The sequence below is a fragment of the Cyanobium gracile PCC 6307 genome (genome assembly GCF_000316515.1).
In the GTDB taxonomy this organism is placed as follows: domain Bacteria; phylum Cyanobacteriota; class Cyanobacteriia; order PCC-6307; family Cyanobiaceae; genus Cyanobium; species Cyanobium gracile.
This window is the reverse complement of sequence record NC_019675.1, coordinates 3007957-3030980: the sequence shown is the minus strand read 5'-3', so window position 1 is coordinate 3030980 and position 23024 is coordinate 3007957. Positions and strand designations below refer to the sequence as shown.

The window sequence follows — 23024 nt, the reverse complement described above, 5'->3', positions numbered from 1 at the left end:
CAGCGCAGGCGGCCCGTGATCGTAGCCAGCGCCGCCCTGGCGTTCAGGCGGGATCGGCCGTGAACGGGGTGGCCCAGCGGTCCCGCGTCTCCTTGTTGAAGGGGGGCAGCCAGCGCCGGATCAGGGCCTGCTCCAGGGCCCGGCGCGGGGCGACCGCCGCCGGCACGTCCGACCAGAAGCGGATGCTCGGCCGCGCCTCCAGACCCGCCCGCGCCAGGGCCTCGCCGTAGGCCGCCAGGTAGTCCTTGCAGTCGTGGTCGCCCTTCCAGCGCTGGTCAGCCCGGCCGGTCTCACCGACATAGAGCAGCAGGGGGAGCGCCAACTGCGGCGGGCGATCCATCACCAGATACAGAGCAGCCCCCCGCTGGGGCAGCCGGGGCCAGCGCCAGAAGGACAGGCTCTGGGGGCTGAGGCTGAGGGGATCGAGGCGCCGCGCCTGCGCAAAGGGATCGCCGGGGTCGGCGGGGACGGGGAAGAGCTGACCCTGCTGGAGGGGGGCGGCGGCAGCGGCAGCGGCACCGGTGGCGGCGTAGAGCGGCGCCTGGTGGTCGGCGAGACGGGCCTGCCAGGCCAGCAGCTGCTCCCGCCACAGGGGCAGCGACGGGGCCGGCGGCGCGCCGGCCACCGCGGCCGCCGGAAACAGTTCCCCCTGCCGGGTCATCGGGCCCGCCTCCGGGCCGGCGGCAGCACCGGCCCCGGGGCGGCGTCGTAGCGGAACCGGCCGATCCAGCGCTCCACCTGCTCAGGGGAAATCTCCAGGCGATGCTGGAGATCGGCCAGGTCCCGGAAGGGCTGCCGGGCCCGCTCCTGCAGCAGCCAGCGGCAGCGCTCCGGCCCCAGGCCGAGCCGCTCCTGCAGCAGCCGTTCGGACGCCTGGTTGATCGCCAGCGGCGGCGGCAGGGGTGCAGACCTGGGCCGGCCCCGGCGCCGGAAGCGCAGCACCGGCAGCCAGATCCCCACCTGGGCAGAGGACACCTGGAGCCCGGCGGCCAGATCCCCGGGGCCTGACCACTGGTGACCCTCGCCCTGAAGCCGGATCAGCCGGTCCACCAGCTCAGGCGGGCAGCCGGGCAGCCGCAGCCAGTCGCCGGCCTCGGCGAGGTTGACCTCGAGGCTCCAGCCCAGGGCGGCCGCCTGGCGCACCTCGGCCCCATCCCGGAACCGCAACGCCGGGTTCAGGGCCAGCTTGAGGGCGAGCAGTTCCCGTTCGACGGCCTCCTCGGCCCCCATCCCGGCGATGCCAGTCCCGACGGCCCCTGGCTGCGGCGGCGGCAGAGGCGGCAGCTGGCCGGTGGCCTCCAGCAGGCGGCGGGCCAGCGGATCCAGCCAGTGGCGTCCTGCCATGGAGGCCCGAGCGCGCGCACGTCGGACCTGAAGCTAGCGGGTGCCTCCCGGTCGGGGCCAGTCGACCAGGCCCAGCTGCAGACCGATGACCACCGCCTGGATGCGGCCCCGGACCCGCAGCTTGAGCAGCACGTTGCGCACGTGGGTCTTGACGGTGTCGACCGAGACCATCAGCTCGCCTGCGATCTCGTGATTGGTCAGGCCGTGCACCACCCGGTCGAGCACCTGCCGCTCCCGGGCACTGAGCGGCTCGGCGGCGTCGCCGCCGGGCTCCTGGTCCGCCAGGACCGCCCCCACCAGGCCGCGGTCGAGGTACAGGCCGCCGCTGAGCACGGTGTGCAGGGCCTGCAGGCCGGAGCCATGGAGCAGGCGCGACTCCGCCACGATGCCGTCGCAGCCCGCCTGCAGGGCCTGCCGGATCCGGGCGAGGCGATGCTCCTGGGACACCAACAGCAGGGTGCGGACCTCGGGGTGGCGCTCCTTGATCTGCACCACCAGGTCGACGCCACAGCCCTTCTCCAAGCGGTCGCTGACCAGGAGCAGCGAGGGTTGATGCTGGCGCACCAGGGCCAGCCCCTCGGCGGCGGTGGTGGCGGCAGCCAGGACCCGGGCCGGGGTCCCCATGAGCAGGGCGACCTGGGACCGACTGCCCAGGCAGAGGACCAGCCGGACCCCTGACAGCAGAAGCAGTCCCTGGGCGACATCGGCACGCACCTGGGGCAGCAGGGGGGTGAGGTCCACGGGAACACAGGGCGAGGCCGCCCTGCTGATTGATCGACCTACTTTCACCAAAATTTCATCGAAATTTCAGTATCTTTCATTGCAGGCCATGGCCGCCAATACGTGGATCCGCACTCCCCAGGGGTACCCGGTCTCTGCAGAATCGATGTCTCCAGCAGTCCGGAGCGGACGTCCCCATGGCTTTCTTCGACTCCGAGATCGTCCAGGACGAAGCGAAGCGGCTGTTCAGTGATTACCAGCAGCTGATGCAGCTGGGCAGTGAATACGGCAAGTTCGATCGCGAGGGCAAGAAGCTGTACATCGAGCGGATGGAGGAGATGATGGAGCGCTATCAGGTGTTCATGAAGCGCTTCGAACTCTCCGAGGACTTCCAGGCCAAGCTCACCGTCCAACAGCTGCGCACCCAGCTCAGCCAGTTCGGCCTCACCCCGGAAAAGATGTTCGAGCAGATGACCCTCACCCTCGAGCGCATGAAGGGCCAGCTCGACGCGGCTGGCTGATCCGGCGTGCAGGACGTCATCGTCGTCGGAGCGGGACTGGCCGGACTGGTGGCCGCCAGGGAGCTGCGCAGGGCCGGCCTGTCGGTGCAGGTGATCGAGGCGGCGCCGGCCGTGGGGGGCCGCATGGTGCGGGCGCCCCTGCAGCTGGAGGGGGCCGGGCCGGCCGGGGCCCGGCCTGCCGCCTGGATCGACCTGGGCGGTCAGTGGGTGGGAGCCACCCACTCCCGCTTCCGCTCCCTGCTCGAGGAGCGGGGCCTGCGCCGGTTCCCCTCCCCCCACGACGGTGAGACCGTCCTCTGCTTCGGATCCCATCGCTGCACCTTCAGCGGTTTCTTCCAGGGGTTTCCGGAGGGGCAGCCGCCCTCGGTGCCCAGCGCGGACTGGGAGGACGCGATGCAGGCCCTCGGGCGCTTCCAGGATCTGGTGGCGTCCCTGCCTGAGGGCCATCCCCATCACCATCCCGACGCCGCCGCCCTCGACCGGCTGAGCTTCCAGGACTGGATCGAGGCCCACACCCACACCCCCTTCGCCGCCTGGTACTTCGCCTATTTCTGCCGAGCCGTCGGTTTTCTCGGGCCGGCGGAGCCGGACCAGGTGTCGCTGCTGCATGTGGCCTGGGGCCAGCGCACGGCACCCCAGGGCGACCACCCCGAGGAGGAGCTGATCCACGGCGGTGCCGGCCAGCTGCCGGCGCTGCTGGCCAGAGAGCTGGGGGATGCCCTGGTGCTCGGGGAACCCGTGCGGTCCATCGAGCAGCCCGAAGATTTTTCCGGCCCCGATCCGGAGGGCGCCATCACGGTGACCACCGACAACGGCAACTACCACGGCCGGGCGGTGATCGTGGCCATGCCGCCGGCGATGGCGGGCGCGATCCGCTTCACGCCCGAGCTGCCGGCCGATCGGCTCGCCCTCCAGGAGGGCATGGGCATGGGCCGCTGCACCAAGGTGCTCGTTGCCTACGGGAGCCCCTGGTGGCGGGAGGCCGGACTGGCCGGCATCGGCATCGGTGATCGCCCCTGGGTGGAACTCTGCGCCGACAGCTCCGATCCCGAAACGGGCCTGGGGGTGATCGCCGCCTTCGTGGCGGGCCGCCGCCAGGAGCGCTGGTCGGCCCTGGACGCCGAGCAGCGGCGGGCGGCGGTGCTGGAAGACCTGGCCGCCTATTTCGGCTCGATGGCGCTGGAGCCGCTGGACTATGTGGAGAAGGACTGGCCGCGGGAGCCGTTTGTGGGTGGGGCCTTCGCCGGCTGGATGCCCCCCGGGCTGTGGACCCGCAGCGGCGATGCCCTGCTGCGGCCCCACGGCCGGATGTTCTGGGCCGGCACGGAGGTGGCGGAGCGCTGGCCGGGCTTCTTCGAGGGTGCGGTGGCCAGCGGCGAGCGGGCCGCGGCCGACGTGGTGGCCCTGCTGGGCTGAGCGACCGGAGCACCACGGCTGCCTACCATCCCCCCCAGTCAGGCGGCGGGTGTCGATGGGGGAAGCGGAGGACGCGAATCAGGCGGCCAAGCAGGCGGAGCCGCTGAACCCGCCGCCCATGCTGCCGCCGCTGGCCGACGCCCTGGCCCGGGGCATGGCCGACCTGTTCCCCGCCGGCCGGGATCCCGACCCGGATCAGCGTCTCGAGGCCCGGCTGGCGGAGGCGGAACGCCAGTGCCGGCCCCTGCGGGTGAAGCTGGGCATCGACCCCACCGGAAGCGACATCCACCTCGGCCACAGCATTCTGTTCCGCAAGCTGCGGGCCTTCCAGAACGCGGGCCACACGGCGGTGCTGATCATCGGCGACTTCACAGCCCGCATCGGTGATCCCACCGGCAAGAGCAGCACCCGCGTGCAGCTCGATGCGGCGGCGGTGGAGGCCAATGCCGCCACCTACCTGGCCCAGCTGGGTCAGGGCCAGCCCCCCGAGCGCTCCCTGCTCGACTTCGAGACCCCCGGCCGGCTGGAGGTACGGCGCAACTCCGAGTGGCTGGCCGGCCTGGCGCTGCCCCAGGTGATCGAGCTGCTGGGCATCAGCACCGTGGGCCAGATGCTGGCCAAGGAGGACTTCGCCAACCGCTACGGCTCCGGCACCCCCATCAGCCTGCACGAGTTCCTCTATCCCCTACTGCAGGGCTACGACTCGGTGGCCGTCGCGGCCGACCTGGAACTGGGCGGCACCGACCAGAAGTTCAACGTGGCCATGGGACGCGACATGCAGCGCCATTTCGGCCAGCGGCCCCAGTTCGGGCTGCTGCTGCCGATCCTGCCCGGCCTCGACGGGGTGCAGAAGATGAGCAAGAGCCTCGGCAACACCGTGGGGCTGATGGAGGACCCCCTGTCGATGTACTCCAAGCTCGAGAAGGTGCCGGACGCGGTGGTGGAGGACTACCTCACTCTGCTCACCGATCTGGACACGGCGGCCCTGCCCACCAACCCCCGGGAGCGGCAGAAGGCCATGGCCCTGGAGGTCACCGCCAGCCGCCACGGGCGCGACGCGGCGCTGCAGGCCCAGGCCGATGCGGCCGGACTGGTGGGCGCCGGCCTCTCTGGAGCTGGTGGGGCAGGGGACGGACTCCAGGCGGACAGCGTCCCCGAGGCCTCCCTGGCCGGGCTGGCCTTCCCCCTCAAGGCCTTCTATCTGCTCAGCGCCCTGCAGGTGTGCGCCAGCAGCAGCGAGGGGCGGCGCCAGATCCAGGGGGGCGGCGTCAAGCTCGACGGCGAGAAGCTCAGCGATCCCAACCAGGAGTTCGCCAGCGCCGAGGAACTGGCCGGCAAGGTGCTGCAGCTGGGCCGGAAAACCTTCCGGCGGCTGGTGGCCTGATGGCGGACACCGAGCGCCCCGCCACGGCCGTGGAGCCCACCGTTGACCCGGCAGAGCGGATCATCCTTGCCCTCGATCGCCCCGACGCGGACGCGGCCCTGGCCCTGGCGACGGCGGTGCCGGAACTGCGCTGGGTGAAGGTGGGCCTGGAGCTGTTCACCGCCGCCGGACCCGCCGTGGTGCGGGAGCTGCGGCGGCGGGGCCTGCGGGTGTTCCTGGATCTGAAGTTCCACGACATCCCCGCCACCATGGCCGGCGCCTGCCGCAGCGCCGCCCGCCTTGGGGCCGAACTGATCACCGTGCATGCCTGTGCCGGCAGCGAGGCCCTCGCCGCCGCCCAGGCCGCAGCCGAGGAGGGGGCTGGCCTCGAGGGCCTCGGCGCCCCCACCCTGCTGGCGGTGACCGTGCTCACCAGCTGGGATCCCGACCGCTTCCGCCGCGAACTGGCGGTCGACACGCCGCTGGACTCCTATGCCGGCCAATTGGCGACCCTGGCGGCGCGGGCGGGCCTCACCGGTGCGGTGTGCTCACCTCTGGAGGTGGCCCGGCTGCGGGCGGCCCACCCGCGGCCCTTCACCCTGGTGACCCCCGGGATCCGCCCCGCCGGCAGTGCCACGGGCGATCAGCGGCGGGTGATGACACCGGCGGAGGCGGTGGCGGCGGGTGCCAGCCAGCTGGTGATCGGGCGCCCGATCAGCGGCGCCGCCGATCCGGCGGCGGCCTTCGCAGCCTGCTGCGCCGAACTGAACTGAAGCGGCCGCCTACGGCTCCAGGGGAGCCGCCTTGCCGTAGAACCAGCCCTGACCGTGCAGCCAGCCCTGGGAGGTGAGCAGACGGGCTTCCTCGATCGTTTCCACCCCCTCGGCGACGGTGTCGAGCTCCAGGCCTTCGGCCACCCCCACCAGCGCCTGGGACAGCCTCAGGGTCTTGGTGTCCTTCGCCCGCATGGCACTGGTGAAGGACCGGTCCAGCTTCAGACCGGCGATGGGCAGGTCGCGGAGATGGCTGATCGAGGAGTAGCCGGTGCCGAAATCATCCACGTACCAGCGGATCCCACGGCCGGCGAGCTGCTGTATCTGCTGCCGGATCCGTTCGGTGACGGTGACCAGGGCCGTCTCGGTGACCTCCAGGTGCAGTCGTTCCGGGCTCACCCCGGCGGCCTCGAGAGCCTCAGCCACCAACTGGGGGTGATCGGGCTGGGCGAGGGTGGCCGCCGACACGTTCACCGCCATGGTGAGCTCATCGGGCAGCCGGGAGAGGGTCACCAGGGCCTGCCGCAGCACCAGCCGGTCGATCCGGACGATCAGGCCGCGGCGCTCGGCGCAGGGCAGGAACTCGGCGGGACCGACCTCGATGCCATCGGGCCGCACCCAGCGGGCCAGGGCCTCGTAGCCGGTGACCTCGCCGGTCTCGAAGCAGACGATCGGCATGAACCAGGCGGCGAACTCCTCCATCACCAGCCCCCGCTGGATCTCGGCTGCAAACAGCAGACGCGTATGGGCCTCGGTGGCCAGGGCGTCGTCGAGCAGGGCGAAGCAGTTGCGGCCCCGGGCCTTGGCCTGACGCATGGCGAGGCTGGCGTCCCGCAGCAGCTCGTCAGGGAGGGCACCGGCGGCGGAGGTGGCGATGCCGATGCTCACGGTGGGATCGATAGGCTGGCCACCGATGGTGATCGGCGCCCGGCAGGCCGTGAGGATCCGCTCGGCCCTGTGGGCGGCCTCGGCCGCGGACGCCAGATCGCTCAGTAGGACGATGAACTCGTCGCCGGTGCCACGGCCCACCCGGTCGGGCTCGCCGATCGCTCGGACGATCCTCCCCGCCAGGAAAGCGATCAGCTGGTCGCCGCCGGCATGGGTGAGGGCATCGTTCACCGGGGTGAGGCCGTCCACGCCGATGCTGAGCACCGCCAGCATCGAACCGGTGCCCGCCTGGCGATCGAGGGCCTCGCGGATCCGCCCCAGGGCGACATGGCGGACAGCCAGGCCGGTGACGGTGTCGTGGTGCTGGCTGTGGTCGAGCTCGGCGCGGATTGTCACCCGGTCCTGGATGTCGCGGAGGCAGAGCACCCAGGCACCGCCGCTCCCCTCCGGTGCCGGCCGGACGCTGCCCCCCATCGAGCACCAGCCGTCATCGGCACGGCGGATCCGCAGCTCGCCCTCGAAACGGCCCCGGTCGCGCGGACCGAGGCCGGTGCGCAGGGCCCGGCAGCGGTCGTCGCTGTGGACGAAGGCCATGGCGGGTCGGCCGACCAGGGCGGGGGGTGACCAGCCCAGGAGCTTCTGAACCGATTCCGAGACCCAGAGAATCCGGTGATCGGCGTCCACTTCGATCACCAGATCGGAGGCATGGCCGGCCAGCAGGTGATGGCGCCGCTCCAGCTCCGAGAGCCGCCGGCGCAGATCGGCCGGTTCGCTCGCCCCGCTCCAGAGGCAGCAGAGCCAACCGCCCGCGGGAAACAGACGCAGGGCACGGGGCGCCCCCGGGGCCTCCCCCGGGCGACCGGGGGCGGGGACCGCCACGGTCTGGCCCGCCTCGAAGGCCCGGAGGCCGTGCTCGAACAGGTCGCCGGCGCAGTGGGACGGATGGAGATCCCGCAGCCGCGCCCCCACGATCCGCTCCGGCTGGTGGCCATGGAGGCGGCAGGCCTCCCCGTTGGCATAGGTGCAGATGAAATCCGTGATGGTGCCGGCGACACCTCTCTCGGGCCGCAACAGCAGAAACGGATCCGGCAGGGCATCGAGGACCGGCTGACCCCCGGCCGGCGCGCCCGCAGCCGGCGGGGGAGGCTCGGGAAGGGAGAGTGCCGGGTCCTCCGGCATGAGCGTCAACCCCTCCAGGAGGGGTTCGCAATCACCAGCGGTATTGCTGATCACCTTTTTGTGGTTTCTCTGCCGGGAAACCGGATGCAAAAAGGGAAACGTATCGGAAAAACCCATCGAAACCGTTCACCATCTCCATGGGGCGTGATGCAGATCCAAAGCAGAAGCGCTGTGTTGAAGAAGCACTTCTGCGGTAAATCTCAAGGAATCACTCCAACAATGCTATGTGATGTTCCTGCTTCAGGCAGCGTCACGGGATCGGCGTTGGCGCCGGCAGAAGCGATCGATCCCCGGCAGATGTTGGTGCCAACGGGTGGTCCAGCAGCACAGGATCCAGGCCCATCAGGCATCCGGCCCCTCCAGCTGCCGGGCCGCCCAGCGCCCGAAACGTCCGGAGCCGGCCAGCTGCTGACGGAGCCGCTCCATCTCGGCGCGCTGCTGCCGCCGCTGCTCCTCGCTGGGCACCCGGTCCTCGAAGGGCACCCGGGAGCGCGCCGCCAGCCAGGCCCCCAGGTGGCGCAGGGAGGTGGGATCGCTGGCGTGGTCCTCCACCCGCAGGGGCGGATCGGGGGGCCGGGTGCCCTGCAGCCGGTAGGAGCGGTCGCCATCGGAGTCGACCCGCTCGACCAGCTCCAGGGCCCGCGCTTCCCCCAGGGTGCGCAGGCGGTTGCCGAAACGGCGCTGCAGCACCAGGACCCGTGGCTCCAGCCGCCACTCCAGGCGCCCCAAGGCCAGCCACAGCAGGCCCCATCCGCCGGCCAGGGCCACCAGCGCCAACGGAACCCCCAGGGCCCAGAACCCCGGCCCGGCGCGGCCGTTCTGCAGCAGCAGGGCCAGCAACCCCCACAGCACCAGGTTGACCAGGCCCATCACCAGGCGCTGCTGCCGCCGCAGGGCCAGGTCGGGCACCAGTAGCGGACTGCCGAAGGAGGGGGTGAGCTCCTGCCAGCCCGCCGGCAGAACCGCCGCCGCCGGGATCTGGTGCGGGCCCGGGGCCGGGGCCGGGTCCTCGGGGAGGGGGCGAAGGCCGAGCCGGCGGTTGAGCTGATCGGCCGCCTCCCGCCGCTGCCGCAGGCTGCCGAGCCGGGTGATCTCGATGCTGCGTCCGGGCAGCTCGGCCACCAGGGGCCCAGCGCCGACACCCGCCGCGCGCACCTGGAAGCAACGGATCTCCCGGCCGCTCAGGGCCCGGCGACGGCGGAAGGGGCCCCGCTGCACCAGGCGCTCCAGCTCCCCGTCCGCCGAGACGGTCAGCCGGTCCTCCGACCAGAGGGCCCGCAGCACCTCCCGCAGGGCGACAATGCCCCCCACACTCCAGAGGCCCAGCCACACCAGCAGGAACAGGGCCACCGGCAGGGGCCCTTCACCGCTGGCCAGAAACGCGGCCAGGATCCTCCAGAGAGCCCAGAGGGCGAACACCTCCCCCGCCAGCCAGCCGCAGAGCCACAGCGAGAGGAACCCTGCCACGAAGAACCGACCGGGGCCGACGGGCCGGAAACGGAAGCTGGTGGTGCCGCTGCTCACCCCGTCGTCCACCGACCCGCTCAACGTCTCGCTCATCGCCTGACCCACCGCGTCGCCCGACGTCGTCCGATGGGCCCATGCTGGCGAGGCGACGCCGGTGGGACATTCTCCCGAAACGAGAAAACCCCCGATCCGCGGACGGAACGGGGGTAAGGCGCTCAGCTGAGGTGAGGCCTCAGCCGACGAACTCGCGGCTGGGGGCGCAGACGCCGGCGGGGGCGGTGCCCTTCAGGTAAGCGAGCATCGTGTCGGCGTCGGAGCACTCGAAGGGATCGGTGGGGCAGTTGTCCTCGAGGCCGGGCTCCGCGAACAGCTTCTCGATGGTGCCGTCATTGACGAGCATTGAGTAGCGCCAGGAACGGGCACCGAAGCCCAGGTTGTCCTTCTCGACGAGCATGCCCATCTTGCGGCTGAACTCACCGTTGCCGTCGGGCAGCAGGAACACCTTGTCGGCGCCCACCTGCTTGCCCCACTGGAACATCACGAAGGCGTCGTTGACCGACACGCAGACGATGCTGTCCACACCCAGGGCCTTGAACTCGTCGTACAGGGCCTCGTAGCGGGGCAGGTGGTTGGAGGAGCAGGTCGGGGTGAAGGCACCGGGGAGGGAGAACACCACCACCTTCTTGCCCTTGAAGATGTCGTCGGTGGTGAGGTCCTGCCAGCGGAAGGGGTTGGGGCCGGGCACGGACTCATCGCGCACACGGGTCTTGAAGACGACGCTGGGGACCTTTTCGATGGCAGCCATGTGAATGTGTGAAGAACGACTTGACGACGCGCCGCCCGGAGCAGCGATCGCAGAGAGCTTAACTCGCAATCGGTCCGCTTTAGGGGGGAAACCGGCTGAGTGTTTCTGCTCATCGCCCCTCCTGGGCCACCCGCTCGACCGGCCTACAGTCCGCTTCGCCTGCCCCCGGCCTTCGCCCCAGCCATGACCCTCTCGATGTTCGAGGCGGCCGTTCCGCCCCTGGCCCGCAGCCTGCGCAACCTGGCGGCGATCCTGGCCAAGGCGGCCGCCCACGCCGAAGCCAAAGGGATCGACCCGGCTGTGCTGCTGCAGGCCCGCCTCTACCCCGACATGTTCCCCCTGGTGCGCCAGGTGCAGATCGCCACCGACATCGCCCGCCGCGGCCTGGCCCGGCTGGCCGGGGTGGAGAGCACGTCGCTGGAGGACAACGAAGCCAGCTTCGAGGACCTGATCGGCCGCATCGAGACGACCCTCGCCGGCCTCTCGGCCCTCTCCCCCGAGCAGATCGACGGCACCGAAACCAAGCCGATCGAACTGCCGATCCGCGGCGAGACGCTCCACTTCAGCGGCCAGAGCTTCCTGCTGTTCTTCGTGCTGCCCAACGTCTATTTCCACGTCACCACCGCTTACGACATCCTGCGCCACAACGGCGTGGAACTGGGCAAGCGGGACTTCCTCGGCGAGCCCTGAGTCCCCTCAGCCCGCTCCCCTGGCCTCCGGGAGGGGCCGCCGCAGGGCCGCCGGGTCAAGGCCCTCCCGCAAGGCCAGCACGATCCCGGCCGCCTCGGCATAGCTGGCGGCCGGGATCACCGGCAGCCCCAGGGCCTCGCCGCTGACCTGGAGCAGGCAGGGATTGCCTTCCACGGCGATCACGGGCACGCCCCGCTCGGCACAGGCCAGCACAGTCTCCCCGCCCAGGGCCCCGGCCGGCGCCACCACCGCCCCCACATCGGCGCCGTGCAGCAGCCCGTTGCCGGTGGCCGGTTCGGGCCGCAGCGAGGGGGCCCGGCTGAGGCCCACCAGCACGCAGGGCAGGAAGGTGTGGCCCAGCTCCTCGGCCGCCGCCCGCGGATCCAGCCCGGGGTCGGGCGGCAGCGGCGCCAGGGCGGGGGCATGGGCACAGGGCACCCCCAGGTGGCGCACCAGCAGGTGGCTGATCACCGCCTCCGCCCCGGCCAGGGCATCCACCCCCGTGCCGTGGCGGTAGGCCGCCAGGGCGTCGCTGCCCGGCTCGTCAGGGAAGCGGGCCACCACGGCGATGGCCGTGGCCCCGGCGGCCAGCAGCGCTTCACCGGCCCGCAGCAGGGCATCGGGGCGGCCCAGGCTGCCCCAGCTGCTGCCGCTGGGCCCGATCGAGAGGCTCACCTCCAGGGGCCGATCACTGCTGAGCACCGGGCCGATCGTCAGCCCCAGGCTGGCGCGGCAGGCGTCGATCACCTGGCGGTGGCGCAGCAGCAGCTCCGCCTCGATGCCCGCATCCAGCAGCACGCCCACCCGCTGGCTGGGCACCGGAGCGAGGGCCAGGTCCCCGGCGGCGAAGCGGTCGAGGCTCCAGCCCTCCACGTAGTGCAGGCGCCGGTCGCTCCAGTACAGGGAGGCGGCGTTCATCACGTTGGGGTGGGTGATCAGGCAGCCGCTGGCCGCCGCCAGCAACCGGGCCGCCGGCAGGCCGTCGCCGGCGAAGCCGCCCACGGCGCAGCCCACCCCGGTGGGAATCACCAGCAGGGTGGGCAGGGGCGGGACCGCCGGGCTCAAGGGCCGGGGACGGGGGCCGCCGTCGGCGCCGGCGCCACCACGACCCCCTCGAGCCGCAGGCCGCGGCGGGGATCCACCGCCGTGATCGCCCAGCGCAGGGGCTCGGCGCCCTCACCGGCCAGGCGGCGGGCCTCCCGCGCCAGACCCTGCCGCAGCTGGGGCAGCAGCGGACCGGGGGAGGCCTGCAGCCACAGCTCCAGGGGCACCAGGGCGCTCATTTCTGGAACTGACCGAACTGGGCCTCGTAGAGGGCGTCCTCCTGGCCGGCCACCAGGTCGAGGTCGGCAAGGGGATAGGAGACGCACAACAGGGCATAGCCCTTGGCCTGAAGGTCGGCCTTCACGCCCATGGCATCGGGCTGGTGCACCGTGCCACTGCGCAGCAGGGCGGCACAGGTGGTGCAGACGCCCGAGCAGCAGGAGCTGGGCAGGGGCACCCCGGCCGCCTCAGCGGCGCTCAGCACCGTCTGATCGCTGCGACAGGGAAAGCTGTAGGAGGTGCCATCCAGGCTGGCGCTGATCTGGAAGACGGAAAGCTCCGGCGTGGTGGCTGGGGTGGTCGCTGGGGTGGTCTCAGACACGGCGGGGGGATCGGGGAGGGGCGGCGTTGGCAGGGCGGCTCAGGCTCCCGGCTCGGTCCCATCCTCCCCGATCGCCAGCCAGCGACCGGGGTGGGGGGCAAGGTACTCACCCGGATCGGGCGCGTTCGCCGGGGCCGTGAGGACGAAGTCGATGCTGAGTGAGAAGCGGGTGTCCTCGGTGTCCCCGTTGGGCAGCACCGCATGGTCCACCGACGAGGGGAACAGCAGCAGCAGCCCCGCCCGGGGGGCCACGTCGTGCCAGGGGCGGTTGAGGGTGGCATCGGCCCCGATCGGCCCGTCCTGGCCCACCGCCAGCCCCGGCACCAGCTCGTTCACCTGCCGGGGGGCGAACAGGCGCAGGCAGCCGCTGCGGCCGCTGCCGTCGCCATTGAGGTAGTAGATGGCGCTGAGGTGGGCGTTGGGGTGGTGGTGGCGCCCCACCTGCTCACCGGCCTCGCTGATCACCGGCCAACTGCGCTGCACCTGCAGGGCCAGGCGCCGGCGATCGAACCCCAGCGCCGCCAGATACTCCCAGGCATGGAGCGCCAGCCGGCCGATCAGGGGGGCGAACAGGGGGTTGCGGTGCAACTCCCCGGCGCCGCGCACATCCCCGGTCCACGCCACCCCCTCTTCACTGGGGTCCCGCTCCCGCAGCTCCAGGGCCCGCTGCAGCAGCAGGGCGGTGTCGAGGGGATCGGGCGCCAGCTGCACCCGGCCCAGGGCCATCGGGAACAGGGGCTCGATCGCCAGGGCGGCAGGGGCGGCGGCATCGGCCATGGGCGAACGGGGAAAGAACGGGGAGGCAGCTGGCAGGGAACGGGACCATCATTCCCTGGCGCGACCTCACCCCTCCGGCTCCACCATGTTCACCCTGGATCAGGTCGTTCCCTGGGGCCGCTCCTTCGATGAGTACGGGGCCATGTTCGCCCTCACGGCGGACGACTTGGCGCGCCGGATCCTGGGCTGCGGGGATGGACCGGCCAGCTTCAACGCCGAAGCCAGCCGCAGGGGCACGACGGTGATCTCCTGCGATCCGATCTATCGCTTCAGCCGGGAGGCGATCGGCTCCCGCATCGCCGCCACCTACGACCAGGTCATTGAACAGATCCGGGAGAACCACAGCGACTTCGTCTGGGAGGCCATCCCCACGCCCGAGGAACTCGGCCGACGACGCCTGGAGGCCATGGGGGCCTTCCTGGACGACTATCCGGCCGGGGTGGCGCAGGGGCGCTATGTGGAAGCCACGCTGCCTTTCCTGCCCTTCGCCGACGCCAGCTTCGAGCTGGCGCTCTGCTCCCATCTGCTGTTTCTGTACAGCCTGCAGCTGGATGCCGCCTTCCATCGGGCCTCGCTGCTGGAGCTGGTCCGGGTGGCGCAGGAGGTGAGGGTGTTTCCGCTGCTCACCCTGGGCGGTGAATTGTCGCCCCATCTGGAGGAGAGTGGGGCAGCCCTGCGCGCGGAGGGTTGCACGGTGGCGATCGAACCGGTGCCCTACGAATTCCAGCGCGGCGGCAACGCGATGCTGCGGATTCGTCGCCCGGCCAGCTGACGCCAACCACCCGTTGGCCCAGGCCCTTACGTTTGGCCCAGCCATCGGCCACACCCATGCTGCGGCGCCTCGCCGATCATCTCTGGGTGGCCGAACAACCGCAGACCTACTTCGGCCTGAGCATCGGCACCCGGATGACGGTCATCCGCCTGGAGAACAGCAACCGGCTGGTGATTCTTTCGCCGATCCAGCCAACACCTGAGCTCGAAATCGAACTGGCCGCCATCGGTGTCGTCACCGACATCGTGGCGCCCAACGCCTTCCACCATCTCCATCTCCAGGCCTTCCAGCAGCGCTTTCCCCAGGCCATCTCCTGGGGTCCGCCCTTCCTGAGGCAGAAGTGTCCCCATCTGGAGCTGGACCGTCTGCTCAACGCGGAAGAGCCATCCCCATGGCCGGGATTGCTGCTGTGCAGCCTGAGCGGGCTCCACACCCTGGGGCCCACCGGCCCATCGCCGCTGCATGAGGTGGCCTTCTGCCACACCCCGAGCAGGACCCTCGTCCTGACGGACAGCGCCTTCCACTTCGATGCCTCCGCCCCCTGGCTCACCCGCTGGCTCACCCGGATCGGCGGCGGTTACGCTCGCCTGGAGCCCACCATTCTCGAGCGCCTGGCCACCTCCGACAGGACTTCGCTGCGGAGGGCCATGCAGGCTGTCCTGCAGTGGGACTTCGACAGGGTGATCGTGGCCCACGGCGCTGTGGTGGAAACCGGCGGCAAGGAAAGACTCACCAAGGCCTACGCGGCGTTTCTCGGCAGCGACCTCGGGCCCTGCGCCGGCGCCCCCCCAATCCCCAAGGACCACCAGCCATGAAAGCCGTCGTCGTTGAGCGCTACGGGCCACCCGAAGTGCTGCGCATCATCGAGATGCCCATACCCACCCCCAAAGACGACGAAATCCTGATCCGAATCAACGCCACCACCGTCACATCAGGGGACTGGCGCATTCGAAGCCAGACGGTTCCCACGGGGTTCGGGCTGATCATGCGGCTGGTGTTCGGCCTGCGGAAGCCCAGGCAACCGATCCTCGGTTCGGAGCTGGCCGGGGTGGTCGCGGCGATCGGCAGGGACGTCACCCGGTTCAAGGTGGGGGAGCGGGTGTTCGCCTTCAGCGACGTCCGCCTGGGCTGCCATGCCGAGTACATCGTCCTGCCGCAGGACGGCATGGTGGTGGCCACACCGCCCGCGCTCACGGATGAGACGGCCGCCGCCCTCTGCTTCGGCGGAACGACGGCCCTGGATTTCCTGCGGCGTGGCAAGGTTCAGCGCGGGGACAAGGTGCTGGTGAATGGGGCCTCCGGCGCGGTGGGGAGCGCCGTTGTGCAGCTGGCCCGCCACTTCGGGACCGAGTTGACCGGGGTGTGCAGCGGAGCCAGCATGGATCTGGTGCGCTCCCTGGGGGCGGCCCATGTCATCGACTACACCCAGGACGACTTCACCCGCAACGGCCAAACGTACGACCTCATCGTCGATACGGTCGGCACGGCGCCCTTTTCTCGCTGCAGGCGATCCCTGAAGGATGGGGGGCGGCTGTTGCTGGTGCTGGCCGGGTTGCCCGACATGCTGCGGAGCCTGTGGGTGTCGATGACGAGCTGCCACACGGTGATCGCCGGTCCCGCTGGCCTGAAACGCGACGATCTGCTCACGCTTGCCGCCCTGGCTGAGACGGGAGCGTTCCGACCCGTGATCGATCGGATCTATCCGATCGATCAGATTGTGGAAGCCCACCGTTATGTCGACACGGGACGAAAGAAGGGTAATGTCATCATCTCTGTGCGCGATCAGAACTAGTTCCCCATGACAAAGTCCGAGGCTTTCGCCCGCATCAAGGCACAGGTGCTCCGGATCGTCACGACGATTCCCGAATCGAAAATCACCACCTACCAATCCATCGGAGAACATCTGGCGGTGATGCCCAGACACGTCGCCTACATCCTCAGCCAGCTGGACGACAACGCGAAGATGGACGTTCCCTGGTATCGCGTCGTGTCAGGAGACGGAAGCCTGGGCGTGCCCAAACGGGATCCCAACGGCGACCCCCAGGCCTGCCTTCTCGAACGGGAAGGCATCGCCGTGGTGGGAAACGCCGTGCATCCTTCCCTCGAAGCATTCTTCCTGCCATGCCATGAACTGGGCCACGGGATCCCCAGGCAGGAGCGCCGTGCCGCGACGCCCGCCAGAGCGGTGGACGCTGGGGCGCGCAACGCGTGCGGGGTTACCGACAACGGTGGACGGTGAAGACGACAGAACAGCACCGACCACCGCTGCAGGAGCTTCCGTGAAAGTCTGTTCCTCTCGAAGGGAGGGCCAGATGAAGCCTGTCATCAAGTAAGGACATGGGCCCAGTGGCCCAGGCCACCGTGACGATGGCGAAGGAGCTGGCGCTGATGGGGCGGATCAAGGACCTCCACTGCCTCCATCAGATGGAGAAGATCATCGGCAACGATCAAGAAACACTCGACGACATTCTTCAAACGGTCGTTGAGGCCATCCCGGAAGCCTGTCTGCATTCCGCCAACACCGTTGCCAGAATTTCCCTTGGCGCGAAGGTGTATCAGACGGGTGATCTGGATGATGCCAATCGGTTCGCTCATCGGCGATCAGAGCCAACGCCGACGTCTACAGCTACGAGAACGTCGGCTAGATCGAACGCTGTGACGCCGCCATCAACGGGCCTTTTCTGGCGGAAGAACGTCTCCTGCTGGACACGATCGCCATCCGTCTCGGCAGCCTGACTGCCAGGGCGATCGCCGAAGAAGAGCAGCTCAGAACTCTCCGGGAGACCAAGAGGCTGTACAAGCAGTTGCTCACGGTCCCGGAGGGGGGATCCCTCCACCACAGGCGACCAGCACAGTGTGGAGAAAACTGGCCTCAGCCATCGGACAGAAACTGGGACAGCCAGTGCGGCAGCTGGAGGGACTGCAACTGGCCGCCTCCGTCCATGTCATCGGCAAGTTGAACGTGCCGGCGGAAATCCTCTGCAAGCCGAGGACACTGACCGATCATGAATCCGACCTGATCAGGGACCATGCCCAGGCTGGCCACAACGTCTTCAAGGACGTTGCCTCTTCCAGGCCGAGTGCCCGCATCATCCAGGAACACCACGAACGGATGGACGGCAGCGACGATCCGAATGGACTCTATGGCGACAAACTGATGCTGGAACCCCGGATCGTGGCGATCCCCGACGTGATGGAGGCCTGCCTGCGGCTGTTCAACGACAAGGGCTAGACCTGCGAGGATTGCCCCCTGGACGGATCCTTTTATGACGGCTGCGAACCGCCATTCTCTTTGTCTTCTGCCAGGGGTGGATCTGCTCAGCGAGCTCGAAACCATGGCCCAGGACAATCCGGAGCTCTGCGGCATCGGCAGCCTCAAGAGTCCAGCCCTACGCTTCCCATGGGGGCGGACGGGGGCGTTCTGGCCAGTCCCCACGAGGTCGTCTCCATGGCCGGCAGTGTGACCATGGAAGTGTCCATCTGCCCATGGTCGTGGCCGATGGGGAAGGATAAGACAGCGGTGATTCGGACTTCCCTGGATAGCGACGTCACAAGACGATGGACCTTGCTTGTCGCTCGCAGTCCTGGCGGCTGTGCAGGAGAACGGATGAAGCCTGCCAATACCTGGAATTGGAGATCACAAGCCTGGGCACCATCGAATCCTGGGGTGAGCGCCAGGGCAACCGGCCACGGGCAAAGGCGTCAGCAGACTTTCTGGAATTGTTGCAGCGTATAAAGCTGAATGTCCTGGGACCCATCCGGCCTTCTTGAGCGAGCAAGCTTGCATCAACTCGAGCTGCCCGATTCAATGACTTCAAGACGCAAGTTTCTACATCTGGCTGGAGCTGGCACCGTGGCACTGGGTGTGGCCAACGGATCGACATCGGGTGCCAGAGCATCGGTGGCGAGCGCTGCCAGCGCAGCGAAGGTTGCTGGTGCGTCCGGGGCTCAGCGCTACAACATCCTCTTCATTCTCACTGACCAGGAGCGCTTTTTTCAGCCCTGGGAACTGCCTGGGGATTTCAGCCTTCCCGGCCATGAACGTCTCATCAAGCAGGGCACCAGCTTCATCAATCACCGCATCAACTCCTGCGTCTGCACGCCTTCGCGGGCGGTGGCCTACACGGGCCAACACATCCAGCAGACGCGAATGTTCGACAACACGAATTTTCCGTGGGTCAGCAGCCTGTCCACCGATATCCGCACCGTCGGGCACATGCTGCGGGAGGCAGGCTATTACACGGCCTATAAAGGAAAATGGCATCTGACCAAGGAGTTCGAAACCGTCAACAAGCTGGGGACACCCACCAAGATCTTCACCGAGGAGATGGAAGCCTATGGGTTCTCCGACTACTTCGGAGTTGGCGACATCATTGCCCATACCCAGGGCGGCTATCTCCATGATGGCGTGATCACCGCCATGGGCATCAGTTGGTTACGCGGGAAGGGACGGGAGCTGGCGGCCCAGGGGAAGCCCTGGTTTCTCGCTGTCAATCTCGTGAATCCCCACGATGTGATGTTCTACGACACCGATGCCCCTGGTACCACGGTTCAGGCCCAACGGGGAATCGTCCATGTGGCCCGCGATCCGAAGGATCCCTTGTATGCCAGGCAATGGGCTTTCTCCCTTCCTCCCAGTCACACCCAGCCCTTGGATGTGCCCGGACGACCACCCGCCCATCGCGACTTCCTGAAATCACATGACGCGTTGGTTGGCGAGATCCCCAACGAGATCCCGCGCTGGAAGCGCAGGCATAACTACTATCTGAACTGCCTGCAGGATGTGGACCGCAACATCGTCACGCTGCTGGCCGAACTGGATGCGGCCGGCCTGAGGGAGCGAACGATCGTGATTCTGACCTCAGATCACGGGGACATGGATGGGGCACACCAGCTCCATGCCAAAGGCGCCGTCGCCTATCGGGAGCAGAATCATGTTCCCCTGATCGTTGCCCATCCGGCCTATCCAGGTGGCAACCGCTGCCAGGCCCTCACCTCCCATCTCGACCTCGCCCCGACCTTGGTGGGCCTGACTGGCGTCGCGCCCGACAGAAAAGCGGAGATCGTGAGAGGGCTGCCGGGCAAGGACTTCTCGACTCTGCTCGCCGCTCCCGAACGGGCAGCGATCGACAGCCTGCGGGAAGGAATCCTGTTCAACTACAACATGCTCGCCTACATCGATGGCGATTTCCTTTACAAAGCCGTTGGCCACCTGCAAAAGGGGGGCAAGCCGGATCAGCTCAAGCAGGTGGGTATCGTCCCCAACCTGATGAAACGGGGAGCCGTTCGATCGGTGTATGACGGGCGCCATGTCTTTTCTCGCTACTTCTCCCCGAAGCAGCACAACAGACCCCGTACCTATGAACAACTTGAGCAGTTCAACGATCTGGAGTTGTTTGATGTGCAGGCCGATCCCCATGAAATGAAGAACCTTGCCTCAACCGGGAAGAAGCATCGCGATCTCGTGATGGCCATGAACGAAAAGCTCAACCGTCTGATCGACCGCGAGGTGGGAGAGGATCTTGGCCAGATGCTTCCCGGGGGCATCGACGCCGGATGGGCGGTGAATGAACAGACGATGGCCCCCTGAACGGCCCTGTCGGAATCGCCGGGAGCCAGGCCTCCAGAGGGCTTCCGATGGTCGGACTTCCACCCATCGGCCGCCCTTTTCGCAGCGCCATCTCCTCCATAACGTTGATCCATTCTCTTCAACGTTCCCATGGAGAAGCGGAACAACAACACCGACTCCCTGGTCCCCGCCTCGGTGAGCTTCCGCCAGCTCGCGGCCATGCTGGGTAAGGCCCCCGTGGAAGCGGAGCAGCAGGGAGAGCTCCCCACGGCAGCCACCGCTGAACGTGAGGCTTTTGAGCGGCTGCTGGCCGAATGGAGCCGCAGCGGCCAGCGCCTCCTGGCAGCCCTCGGCAACGGCGGCCCCGCCACCACCGAAGGCCGCTCCCCACGCCAGCTGATCGCCCTCGGCGCCCTCCAGGCGCACCTCGCCTTGGCGCTCCAGGCCCACGCCGGCGCCAGCGGCCCCAACCCCGACTGATCCCAAGCCAACCTCCCCCAGAGACCGAAAACCCCGGACTTCCCGTAGGCGGCGTTGCGCGTGAAACGCGCATGGCCGCCAGAGGGAGATCCGGGGTTGTTGGTACGGCTGAACGTCAGCCCATGGCCGCCGCGCCACCCACCACTTCCAGGATTTCCTGGGTGATGGCCGCCTGCCGGGCCTTGTTGTAGTCGAGGGTGAGGGTCTTGGCGAGCGCCTTGGCGTTGTCGCTGGCGTTGTTCATGGCCGTCATCCGGCTGGCCAGTTCGCTGGCGGCCGCTTCCTGGAGGGAGCGCAGCAGCTGGTTGGCCAGGTAGAGGGGCAGCAGGGCATTGAGCAGCTGCTCCGGGCTCTGCTCGAACACGAAGTCCGGCTGCAGGGCCGGCTCGGCGTTCTCCACCTTGCCGATCTCCACCCCGAGGCGGCCGTCACGGGTGATGAGACGGAAGATCTCATCGTCGGAGCTGGCGATGCCCTGGGGATCGAGGGGCAGCAGGGTCTGGACCACCGGCTGGGAGCTCACCAGGTTGATGAAGCGGGTGAAGACGATCTCCACGCGGTCGGTGCTGGCGGAGAGGAACTCGGCGAGCACTTCGTTGGCGATCTCGCCCGCCTCCTGGGAGGTGGGCACCTGCTCCAGGCCGGTGAAGGTGGCCCGGATCGGGTAGGAGCGGTTGGTGAAGTAGGTGATGGCCTTGCGGCCCATCAGCACCATGTCCACCGTGAAGCCCTGTCCCTTGAGCTCGGCGAAGCGTTGTTCGGCCCTGCGGATCACGTTGGCGTTGTAGCCGCCGCAGAGACCCCGGTCGCCGGTGACCACCAGCAGGGTGATGGTGCTCACCGGACGGCGCTCTCCCAGCAGAGGGGAATCGGCCCCCTCGAAGCCCATGCGCGACTCGAGGTTCTGAAGCACCCGGGCCAGGCGATCGGCGAAGGGGCGGGTGCGCAGCACCTGCTCCTGGGCGCGACGCACCTTGGCGGCGGCCACCAGCCGCATGGCTTCGGTGATCTTGCGGGTGTTCTTGACCGAACTGATCCTGTCACGGATTGCCTTGAGATTGGCCATGGGGGACTCCTCAGGCGGCGGCCAGCATCGAGGAGGCGACCTCGGTGATCGCCTCCTTGAGCATGGCTTCGGATTCGTCGCTCAGCACCTTCTCGGTCTGAACCTTGTTGATGTACTCGGGCTTGTTGCTCTTGAGGTACTCGCGCAGCTCGCGGGCGAACTGGGGCACCAGCTCCACGGGCACATCGTCGATCAGCCCCTTGACACCCGCGTAGACCACCGCCACCTGCTCAGCCAGGATCAGGGGGCTGAACTGGGGCTGCTTGAGCAGTTCACGCAGACGCTTGCCCCGGGCCAGCTGGGCCTGGGTGGCGGCATCGAGATCGGAGGCGAACTGGGAGAAGGCGGCCAGTTCGTCGAACTGGGCCAGCTCCAGCTTCAGGGTGCCGGCGATCTTCTTGATGGCCTTGGTCTGGGCAGCGCCGCCCACCCGGCTCACGGAGATGCCCACGTTGATGGCGGGCCGCAGGCCGGAGTTGAACAGGTCGGAGCTGAGGAAGACCTGGCCGTCGGTGATCGAGATCACGTTGGTGGGGATGTAGGCCGAAACGTCGCCGGCCTGGGTCTCGATGATCGGCAGGGCGGTCATGCTGCCCTTGCCCATGGCGTCGGAAAGCTTGGCGGCCCGCTCCAGCAGGCGGCTGTGGCAGTAGAAGACGTCGCCGGGGTAGGCCTCACGGCCGGGGGGACGGCGCAGCAGCAGCGACATCTGGCGGTAGGCCTGGGCCTGCTTGGTGAGGTCGTCGTACACCACCAGGGTGGCTTTGCCCTTGTACATGAAGGACTCGGCGATGGCCGCGCCGGTGTAGGGGGCCAGGTACTGGAGGGCCGCCGCTTCCGAGGCGCTGGCCGCCACCACCACGGTGTAGTCGAGGGCGCCGCGCTCGCGGAGCACTTCCACCACGTTGGCCACCGAGGCGTTCTTCTGGCCGATGGCCACGTAGACGCAGACGACGTCCTCACCCTTCTGGTTGAGGATCGTGTCGATGCAGATGGCGGTCTTGCCGGTCTGGCGGTCGCCGATGATCAGCTCGCGCTGGCCCCGGCCGATGGGAATCATGGCGTCGATGGCCGTGATGCCGGTCTGCATGGGCTCATGCACCGACTTGCGCTGGATGATGCCGGGCGCCATCGACTCGATCAGGCGGGTCTCGGTGGTGGCGATCTCACCCTTGCCGTCGATCGGCTGACCCAGGGCGTTCACCACCCGGCCCAGCATGGCGTCGCCCACCGGCACGGCGGCGATGCGCCCGGTGGCCTTGACGGTGCTGCCCTCCTGGATACCCAGGCCCTCGCCCATCAGCACGACGCCGACGTTGTCGTCCTCCAGGTTCAGCGCCAGGCCCTCGGTGCCGTCTTCGAACAGCACCAGCTCGCCGGCCATCACCTGCTCCAGGCCGTAGACCCGGGCGATGCCATCACCGATCTGCAGGACGGTACCGACGTTGCTGACAGAGACCGACTTGTCGTAGTCGGCGATCTGTTTCTTGAGGATGGCGCTGATCTCGTCGGGGCGGATGGAAACCATGGATGGGAGTCCCCGGAGGGG

The 23024-nt window shown here is 68.8% G+C and carries 25 protein-coding genes; 12 read left to right on the top strand and 13 right to left on the bottom strand.

Going from position 1 to position 23024, the window contains the following annotated elements; translation table 11 throughout:
- Positions 1-43: 43 nt before the first annotated feature.
- The 3 genes from CYAGR_RS14640 to CYAGR_RS14630 are packed head-to-tail and all read right to left on the bottom strand — an operon-like array spanning position 44 to position 2085.
- Complete coding sequence (locus tag CYAGR_RS14640; RefSeq protein ID WP_015110621.1) at positions 44-661, bottom strand: hypothetical protein; 618 nt, start codon at positions 659-661, stop codon at positions 44-46.
- Positions 658-1344, bottom strand: coding sequence for a ComEA family DNA-binding protein (locus tag CYAGR_RS14635; RefSeq protein ID WP_015110620.1), 687 nt, complete (start codon positions 1342-1344; stop codon positions 658-660). Before CYAGR_RS14635 ends, CYAGR_RS14640 begins: the two co-directional genes overlap by 4 nt.
- A 33-nt stretch (positions 1345-1377) precedes the next feature.
- On the bottom strand, positions 1378-2085 hold the full coding sequence (locus CYAGR_RS14630; protein WP_015110619.1) for a response regulator transcription factor: 708 nt from the start codon (positions 2083-2085) through the stop codon (positions 1378-1380).
- Between the two features lie 176 nt (positions 2086-2261).
- Here CYAGR_RS14630 and CYAGR_RS14625 point away from each other — a divergent pair, with 176 nt between their 5' ends.
- From CYAGR_RS14625 to pyrF, 4 genes are all read left to right on the top strand, one after another.
- On the top strand, positions 2262-2585 hold the full coding sequence (locus tag CYAGR_RS14625; protein WP_015110618.1) for a DUF1825 family protein: 324 nt from the start codon (positions 2262-2264) through the stop codon (positions 2583-2585).
- Positions 2586-2591: 6 nt separating this feature from the next.
- Positions 2592-4001, top strand: a complete 1410-nt coding sequence (locus CYAGR_RS14620; protein WP_015110617.1) for a flavin monoamine oxidase family protein — start codon at positions 2592-2594, stop codon at positions 3999-4001.
- Positions 4002-4119: 118 nt separating this feature from the next.
- Complete coding sequence (gene tyrS / locus CYAGR_RS14615) at positions 4120-5385, top strand: tyrosine--tRNA ligase (RefSeq protein ID WP_043327378.1); 1266 nt, start codon at positions 4120-4122, stop codon at positions 5383-5385.
- Positions 5385-6137 carry an orotidine-5'-phosphate decarboxylase gene (pyrF, locus tag CYAGR_RS14610; protein ID WP_015110615.1) on the top strand — a complete coding sequence of 251 codons (753 nt, stop codon included), beginning with the start codon at positions 5385-5387 and terminating at the stop codon, positions 6135-6137. The genes tyrS and pyrF overlap by 1 nt, the downstream gene beginning before the upstream one ends.
- Before the next feature lie 9 nt (positions 6138-6146).
- Here pyrF and CYAGR_RS14605 read toward each other — a convergent pair whose 3' ends face one another.
- From CYAGR_RS14605 to CYAGR_RS14595, 3 genes are all read right to left on the bottom strand, one after another.
- Positions 6147-8204: a putative bifunctional diguanylate cyclase/phosphodiesterase gene (locus CYAGR_RS14605; RefSeq protein WP_043325947.1), complete on the bottom strand. Its 2058-nt coding sequence runs from the start codon at positions 8202-8204 to the stop codon at positions 6147-6149.
- 342 nt (positions 8205-8546) lie between these two features.
- Entirely contained in the window at positions 8547-9764 is a 1218-nt protein-coding gene (locus CYAGR_RS14600; RefSeq protein WP_015110613.1) for a hypothetical protein, read from the bottom strand.
- Between the two features lie 139 nt (positions 9765-9903).
- Positions 9904-10476 carry a peroxiredoxin gene (locus CYAGR_RS14595; protein WP_015110612.1) on the bottom strand — a complete coding sequence of 191 codons (573 nt, stop codon included), beginning with the start codon at positions 10474-10476 and terminating at the stop codon, positions 9904-9906.
- 183 nt (positions 10477-10659) lie between these two features.
- On the opposite strand from CYAGR_RS14595, the gene CYAGR_RS14590 reads away from it, so the two are divergent.
- Entirely contained in the window at positions 10660-11166 is a 507-nt protein-coding gene (locus CYAGR_RS14590) for a DUF1993 domain-containing protein (protein ID WP_015110611.1), read from the top strand.
- Positions 11167-11172: 6 nt separating this feature from the next.
- On the opposite strand, the gene CYAGR_RS14585 is transcribed toward CYAGR_RS14590, so the two are convergent.
- The 4 genes from CYAGR_RS14585 to CYAGR_RS14570 all read right to left on the bottom strand — a co-directional run bounded on the left by CYAGR_RS14585 (position 11173) and on the right by CYAGR_RS14570 (position 13588).
- Positions 11173-12231: a DUF3326 domain-containing protein gene (locus CYAGR_RS14585; RefSeq protein ID WP_015110610.1), complete on the bottom strand. Its 1059-nt coding sequence runs from the start codon at positions 12229-12231 to the stop codon at positions 11173-11175.
- Positions 12228-12449 (bottom strand): hypothetical protein, encoded by a 222-nt coding sequence (locus CYAGR_RS14580; RefSeq protein WP_015110609.1) that lies wholly within the window; start codon positions 12447-12449, stop codon positions 12228-12230. Before CYAGR_RS14580 ends, CYAGR_RS14585 begins: the two co-directional genes overlap by 4 nt.
- The gene (locus CYAGR_RS14575) at positions 12446-12751 is read right to left on the bottom strand and encodes a 2Fe-2S iron-sulfur cluster-binding protein (protein WP_043327374.1); all 306 of its coding nucleotides are present in this window, start codon (positions 12749-12751) and stop codon (positions 12446-12448) included. The genes CYAGR_RS14580 and CYAGR_RS14575 overlap by 4 nt, the downstream gene beginning before the upstream one ends.
- A 99-nt stretch (positions 12752-12850) precedes the next feature.
- Complete coding sequence (locus tag CYAGR_RS14570; RefSeq protein ID WP_015110607.1) at positions 12851-13588, bottom strand: TIGR02466 family protein; 738 nt, start codon at positions 13586-13588, stop codon at positions 12851-12853.
- A gap of 85 nt (positions 13589-13673) precedes the next feature.
- On the opposite strand from CYAGR_RS14570, the gene CYAGR_RS14565 reads away from it, so the two are divergent.
- Genes CYAGR_RS14565 through CYAGR_RS16645 form a run of 4 tightly spaced genes read left to right on the top strand, consistent with a single transcriptional unit; the run spans position 13674 to position 16599 of the window.
- A complete protein-coding gene (locus CYAGR_RS14565; RefSeq protein ID WP_015110606.1) occupies positions 13674-14360 on the top strand; it encodes a hypothetical protein in 687 nt (228 codons plus the stop codon).
- A gap of 56 nt (positions 14361-14416) precedes the next feature.
- Positions 14417-15175, top strand: a complete 759-nt coding sequence (locus CYAGR_RS14560; protein ID WP_015110605.1) for a DUF4336 domain-containing protein — start codon at positions 14417-14419, stop codon at positions 15173-15175.
- Positions 15172-16152 (top strand): NAD(P)-dependent alcohol dehydrogenase, encoded by a 981-nt coding sequence (locus CYAGR_RS14555; protein ID WP_015110604.1) that lies wholly within the window; start codon positions 15172-15174, stop codon positions 16150-16152. The genes CYAGR_RS14560 and CYAGR_RS14555 overlap by 4 nt, the downstream gene beginning before the upstream one ends.
- 6 nt (positions 16153-16158) lie before the next feature.
- The gene (locus CYAGR_RS16645) at positions 16159-16599 is read left to right on the top strand and encodes an MGMT family protein (protein WP_015110603.1); all 441 of its coding nucleotides are present in this window, start codon (positions 16159-16161) and stop codon (positions 16597-16599) included.
- A gap of 86 nt (positions 16600-16685) precedes the next feature.
- Here the strand turns inward: CYAGR_RS16645 and CYAGR_RS14545 are convergent, their stop codons facing one another.
- Entirely contained in the window at positions 16686-16955 is a 270-nt protein-coding gene (locus CYAGR_RS14545) for a hypothetical protein (RefSeq protein ID WP_015110602.1), read from the bottom strand.
- Between the two features lie 307 nt (positions 16956-17262).
- Here CYAGR_RS14545 and CYAGR_RS14540 point away from each other — a divergent pair, with 307 nt between their 5' ends.
- The 3 genes from CYAGR_RS14540 (at position 17263) to CYAGR_RS14530 (ending at position 20409) form a co-directional block, all read left to right on the top strand.
- Entirely contained in the window at positions 17263-17592 is a 330-nt protein-coding gene (locus CYAGR_RS14540; protein WP_051017149.1) for an HD-GYP domain-containing protein, read from the top strand.
- A 669-nt stretch (positions 17593-18261) separates the two neighbouring features.
- Entirely contained in the window at positions 18262-19950 is a 1689-nt protein-coding gene (locus tag CYAGR_RS14535) for a sulfatase family protein (protein ID WP_015110601.1), read from the top strand.
- Positions 19951-20079: 129 nt separating this feature from the next.
- A complete protein-coding gene (locus CYAGR_RS14530) occupies positions 20080-20409 on the top strand; it encodes a hypothetical protein (protein WP_015110600.1) in 330 nt (109 codons plus the stop codon).
- Between the two features lie 115 nt (positions 20410-20524).
- On the opposite strand, the gene CYAGR_RS14525 is transcribed toward CYAGR_RS14530, so the two are convergent.
- A complete protein-coding gene (locus CYAGR_RS14525) occupies positions 20525-21475 on the bottom strand; it encodes a F0F1 ATP synthase subunit gamma (RefSeq protein ID WP_015110599.1) in 951 nt (316 codons plus the stop codon).
- 10 nt (positions 21476-21485) lie between these two features.
- Positions 21486-23003 carry a F0F1 ATP synthase subunit alpha gene (atpA, locus tag CYAGR_RS14520; protein ID WP_015110598.1) on the bottom strand — a complete coding sequence of 506 codons (1518 nt, stop codon included), beginning with the start codon at positions 23001-23003 and terminating at the stop codon, positions 21486-21488.
- Between the last annotated feature and the right edge of the window lie 21 nt (positions 23004-23024).

Excerpts from the sequence above, each read along its gene's own strand:
- CYAGR_RS14625 (WP_015110618.1), top strand. The coding sequence starts at position 2,262 with ATGGCTTTCTTCGACTCCGAGATCGTCCAGGACGAAGCGAAGCGGCTG.
- CYAGR_RS14555 (WP_015110604.1), top strand. The coding sequence starts at position 15,172 with ATGAAAGCCGTCGTCGTTGAGCGCTACGGGCCACCCGAAGTGCTGCGC.
- CYAGR_RS14525 (WP_015110599.1), bottom strand. The coding sequence starts at position 21,475 with ATGGCCAATCTCAAGGCAATCCGTGACAGGATCAGTTCGGTCAAGAAC.
- CYAGR_RS14560 (WP_015110605.1), top strand. The coding sequence starts at position 14,417 with ATGCTGCGGCGCCTCGCCGATCATCTCTGGGTGGCCGAACAACCGCAG.
- CYAGR_RS14570 (WP_015110607.1), bottom strand. The coding sequence starts at position 13,588 with ATGGCCGATGCCGCCGCCCCTGCCGCCCTGGCGATCGAGCCCCTGTTC.
- CYAGR_RS14635 (WP_015110620.1), bottom strand. The coding sequence starts at position 1,344 with ATGGCAGGACGCCACTGGCTGGATCCGCTGGCCCGCCGCCTGCTGGAG.
- CYAGR_RS14545 (WP_015110602.1), bottom strand. The coding sequence starts at position 16,955 with ATGAGCGAACCGATTGGCATCATCCAGATCACCCGTCTGATACACCTT.
- CYAGR_RS14600 (WP_015110613.1), bottom strand. The coding sequence starts at position 9,764 with ATGAGCGAGACGTTGAGCGGGTCGGTGGACGACGGGGTGAGCAGCGGC.
- tyrS (WP_043327378.1), top strand. The coding sequence starts at position 4,120 with ATGCTGCCGCCGCTGGCCGACGCCCTGGCCCGGGGCATGGCCGACCTG.
- atpA (WP_015110598.1), bottom strand. The coding sequence starts at position 23,003 with ATGGTTTCCATCCGCCCCGACGAGATCAGCGCCATCCTCAAGAAACAG.
- CYAGR_RS14530 (WP_015110600.1), top strand. The coding sequence starts at position 20,080 with ATGGAGAAGCGGAACAACAACACCGACTCCCTGGTCCCCGCCTCGGTG.
- pyrF (WP_015110615.1), top strand. The coding sequence starts at position 5,385 with ATGGCGGACACCGAGCGCCCCGCCACGGCCGTGGAGCCCACCGTTGAC.
- CYAGR_RS14605 (WP_043325947.1), bottom strand. The coding sequence starts at position 8,204 with ATGCCGGAGGACCCGGCACTCTCCCTTCCCGAGCCTCCCCCGCCGGCT.
- CYAGR_RS14565 (WP_015110606.1), top strand. The coding sequence starts at position 13,674 with ATGTTCACCCTGGATCAGGTCGTTCCCTGGGGCCGCTCCTTCGATGAG.
- CYAGR_RS14595 (WP_015110612.1), bottom strand. The coding sequence starts at position 10,476 with ATGGCTGCCATCGAAAAGGTCCCCAGCGTCGTCTTCAAGACCCGTGTG.
- CYAGR_RS14640 (WP_015110621.1), bottom strand. The coding sequence starts at position 661 with ATGACCCGGCAGGGGGAACTGTTTCCGGCGGCCGCGGTGGCCGGCGCG.
- CYAGR_RS14580 (WP_015110609.1), bottom strand. The coding sequence starts at position 12,449 with ATGAGCGCCCTGGTGCCCCTGGAGCTGTGGCTGCAGGCCTCCCCCGGT.
- CYAGR_RS16645 (WP_015110603.1), top strand. The coding sequence starts at position 16,159 with ATGACAAAGTCCGAGGCTTTCGCCCGCATCAAGGCACAGGTGCTCCGG.
- CYAGR_RS14590 (WP_015110611.1), top strand. The coding sequence starts at position 10,660 with ATGACCCTCTCGATGTTCGAGGCGGCCGTTCCGCCCCTGGCCCGCAGC.